The 3,235-nt window shown below is 41.4% G+C and carries 3 protein-coding genes and 2 pseudogenes; 1 reads left to right on the top strand and 4 read right to left on the bottom strand.

Annotated features, from left to right (window positions below; genetic code table 11):
• Positions 1 to 182 (top strand): hypothetical protein (locus tag F6J94_RS32185; protein WP_293047671.1); only part of this gene is annotated, 182 nt, incomplete at its 5' end.
• 330 nt (positions 183 to 512) lie between these two features.
• Here F6J94_RS32185 and F6J94_RS32180 read toward each other — a convergent pair.
• The 4 genes and pseudogenes from F6J94_RS32180 to F6J94_RS32165 form a co-directional block, all read right to left on the bottom strand.
• A complete protein-coding gene (locus F6J94_RS32180; RefSeq protein ID WP_293047669.1) occupies positions 513 to 1,103 on the bottom strand; it encodes a VWA domain-containing protein in 591 nt (196 codons plus the stop codon).
• Positions 1,104 to 1,145: 42 nt separating this feature from the next.
• Positions 1,146 to 1,646 (bottom strand): annotated as a pseudogene (locus F6J94_RS32175) (CAP domain-containing protein).
• Positions 1,647 to 1,677: 31 nt separating this feature from the next.
• Complete coding sequence (locus tag F6J94_RS32170) at positions 1,678 to 2,742, bottom strand: vWA domain-containing protein (protein WP_293047667.1); 1,065 nt, start codon at positions 2,740 to 2,742, stop codon at positions 1,678 to 1,680.
• 42 nt (positions 2,743 to 2,784) lie between these two features.
• Positions 2,785 to 3,235: pseudogene (locus F6J94_RS32165) on the bottom strand (VWA domain-containing protein); the annotation flags it as partial.

Below are 3,235 nucleotides of genomic sequence, written 5' to 3'. Positions count from 1 at the left end.
GGCGTGAATTCACTCGGCTATCCCTGTTTTTGCTTGGTTTAGGGCTAGCTAACTGTACCCAAACTCCTAATCAACCAAGTCCTAATGGGAATTTATCTTCCGAAGATGCTCAGCTTCGGATCTGGTGGCCAGCTTGTATAGGATCCCCTGACATAGAACCAGAGCAATCGAGGACAAGATAGACAGGTAAACGACGTGTTGGCATTTTTTTCTCCTTAGAAGAAGTTGACAAACTTGTAAGTGAAGTTAAGGTTGATGAGGGCAGATTGATTAGTGAGCTATCTGTTATTACCCTGAGGGGGTGACATGCAAGCTAAAATCCTTATTGGGTAGTACTTTCAGCCGATACCTTACAAAAAGATACATACTAGTTTGGCCTGACCTTGGACGTAGTTATAAGGGTTTGAGCTTAATGAACATCATTCCTAGGGTCAATTGGCCAGTTTATCTTTGCGAAGAGAACTGGCATCAAAGCCTTATCTAGTAAGCTTTTCAGGGCTCATGTCACCCCCTCAGGTTATTACCTCAGAAGATAAACTTTCGGATCTCGGTAGAATTGACTGAGACACCCATTGGAAGAATTGCTTAAGGCTATCCGGCTGAAGGTTATCAAGCTTGACCACAGTTTCTGTAATCCGCTTTAGCATATATTCATCCACACCAGAACCTGCTATACAAGCAAGAATATTGGCTGGCTTTTTCTGTTTCAACTCATCTGCTGCTTTCTCCCAACTGTCAGTAGGCATACCATCAGTCATCAGAAACACTAAAGGTCTCCAATCGCCTTTCTCGGTTTCGCTGGCTTTCTGAACTTCTTTATCTATGGAGTTTGCTAAAAGTTTTAAGGCTTCACCCATAGCACGAGCACCACCAGCAGTAAAGGTGGGGGGGTGGAAAGACATCAATTCCGTTAAAGGACAAACCTGTTGAGCGCGATCGCCAAATGTAATAACTGATAGGTAAGCTGTTTCTATGGCATAGGGTTCGCTCATTAGTTCAGCAACTAATGCTTTAACTCCAGCATTAACGGCTTGTATAGGATCCCCTGACATGGAACCAGAGCAATCTAGGACAAGATAAATAGGTAAACGACGTGATGACACTTTGGCTTTCCTGGTCTTCAAATTAACCGAAAAATTTCAGTTTCAACAGAAATTTTGCGTAATGTAAACTTCGTTGCGTTCCCTTGATACAGCCACCCCTATCCCCTCGCGATCGTAAGTTGCGGTAAGAATATTCTTCCGGTGTCCAGGACTAGACATCCAACCCGCTACCGTTGAGTTAGCAATTTCTCCTTGAGTCATCCAGTTATAAGAAGGAAAACTATTATAGTAAATTATTGAACGGTAAAGATGACTCATATAGATGTTTTACGCAATACCGTTGGTGTAGTAACTGCCATAATTTTTCCGGCAGGTATAACCAGCAGCAATAGCTCTATCCGTAGGACTTTTGCCTTCTGGAGTTTGATGACTAAAGAATTTTCTATTTGCCATATCTTGGCTATGCTTTCTAGCTATTTCTGACAAATCACTGTCCAAAAATAACTGGAGCAAACTATAAGTTTTCCTATCCTGATTAACTAATCTATGAATTTCTTGCTCTAACCCAGATAGGGATATGACTACTTGATTGGATTGAATCACTTTATTTGAAAACTAGGGACATCTTAAATTTCTAATTATTTGGTAAGACAACTGTTTGGCGAATTTTATTGCCAGAAACCTCTAACTCAAACCATTGGCTATCACCAGGCAACGTTAGAGATATTTTTGCCGGAAGTCCATCGGTATATCTTTTAACTAGATTCCCCGCAGAATCATAAATCATGGCCGTTGGAGCGACTATTTGGTTTTCATCAACCACCTCGGCAAAAATTTGGATTAGAGCACTCATTTCTTCAGCAATTTTATAGTCCCAAATATCAATTCCACTTTCAGTGCTCAGATCGTCTAGTTCTTCTAATTGAGTACGATCAATTTCATTCCCAACTCCAATTATAACACATTTAACTGGATTTCGCTGACCCGATTTGATCTCCTTTGCCAACTTAGTCGTATAATTCTTAACCTGTTCTAGGTCGTCAAGTTTTCCATCTGTAATAAAAATGTACATGCCTCGCTGGGCATCCACAAAGCGTTCCACAAAATACTTAACTGCAGGAGTCAGACTGGTTCCCTGACCAAAGGTAATACTGTTTGGCCCATTAACCTCAAGTTGTTGACATTGTGCCTGGGTGAAGTCTCCCAAAACTTCAATTGCACTGCCATCACCACCAGCCCAATAAATTACAGTAGTGCCACCATCAGCATCAAGATTACCTCCTAAGTAGGCAATAAATTCTTGAGCGAGTGGTTGCACAATATTATCACTATACTTGAAATACCCCTTGTTAATCGCATCTTCATAAGCCTGTGGCTCGAAAATCTTGATACGTTTTCCATCTTGGACTTTAACTTCAATCCATCCTTTCTTCTGGTATTTTTGATCAAGCTTTTCGGGAATTTTACCAATCAGATTGCGTCCATAGCAACCTCTCATGGAAGCACTAGCATCTAACGCTACACCCGTTTGCCACCCTTCAGCTTCCTGACCTTGAGGTTCCATGAGAATGGTAAACAGAACTTCAAGTTTTTGACCTACTTTACGAACGTTAACTTCTCCAAACTCTTGAGCAACAAGATTACTAGGTAGTTGATGGCTCCGCTCTTGGTTGGAGACATCAGAGCTTTGACCAGGCATATCACTATTTTCCTCTCATTATGATTGGGCTGTTGATGATTGCTACAGCGCCTCAGAAATATCTTGAGTAAAGCTTCCTTGGGGAGTTTCTAAGGTGAATGCAGTAGACCCTGATGGTAGAGTAAATTTGAGCAAAGCAGGAACGCCATCCGCGTATTCCTGACAAGTTTGACTAGCTTGGTTGACAATTCGCCCAGAACCGACAACAATTACATCTTCAGACACTAGCTCTTTGAATACCTGTTCAAGTTGGTTCATATCACTAGCAAGCTGGTGATCCCAAAAATCAATGTCAACTCCCGCAGTATCTTTGCAACCTGTATCAAGGTCATCAAGCTCATCCATTTGACCTTGATCTATTTCTTCACCTACCCCCAGCATAAAAAGCTTCACAAACGGCTTTTTTCCTTGGGAAATTTCTTGAGCATAGTTAAGACAGTATTGCTTGGCATCATTGAAGATTTTCCTGATGTCAAGCAATACTGTCTTAACT

The sequence above is a fragment of the Moorena sp. SIO1F2 genome (assembly GCF_010672755.1).
GTDB lineage: Bacteria > Cyanobacteriota > Cyanobacteriia > Cyanobacteriales > Coleofasciculaceae > Moorena.
Note: the sequence above shows the minus strand (reverse complement) of the source record. Positions and strands in the feature narration are given on the sequence as shown.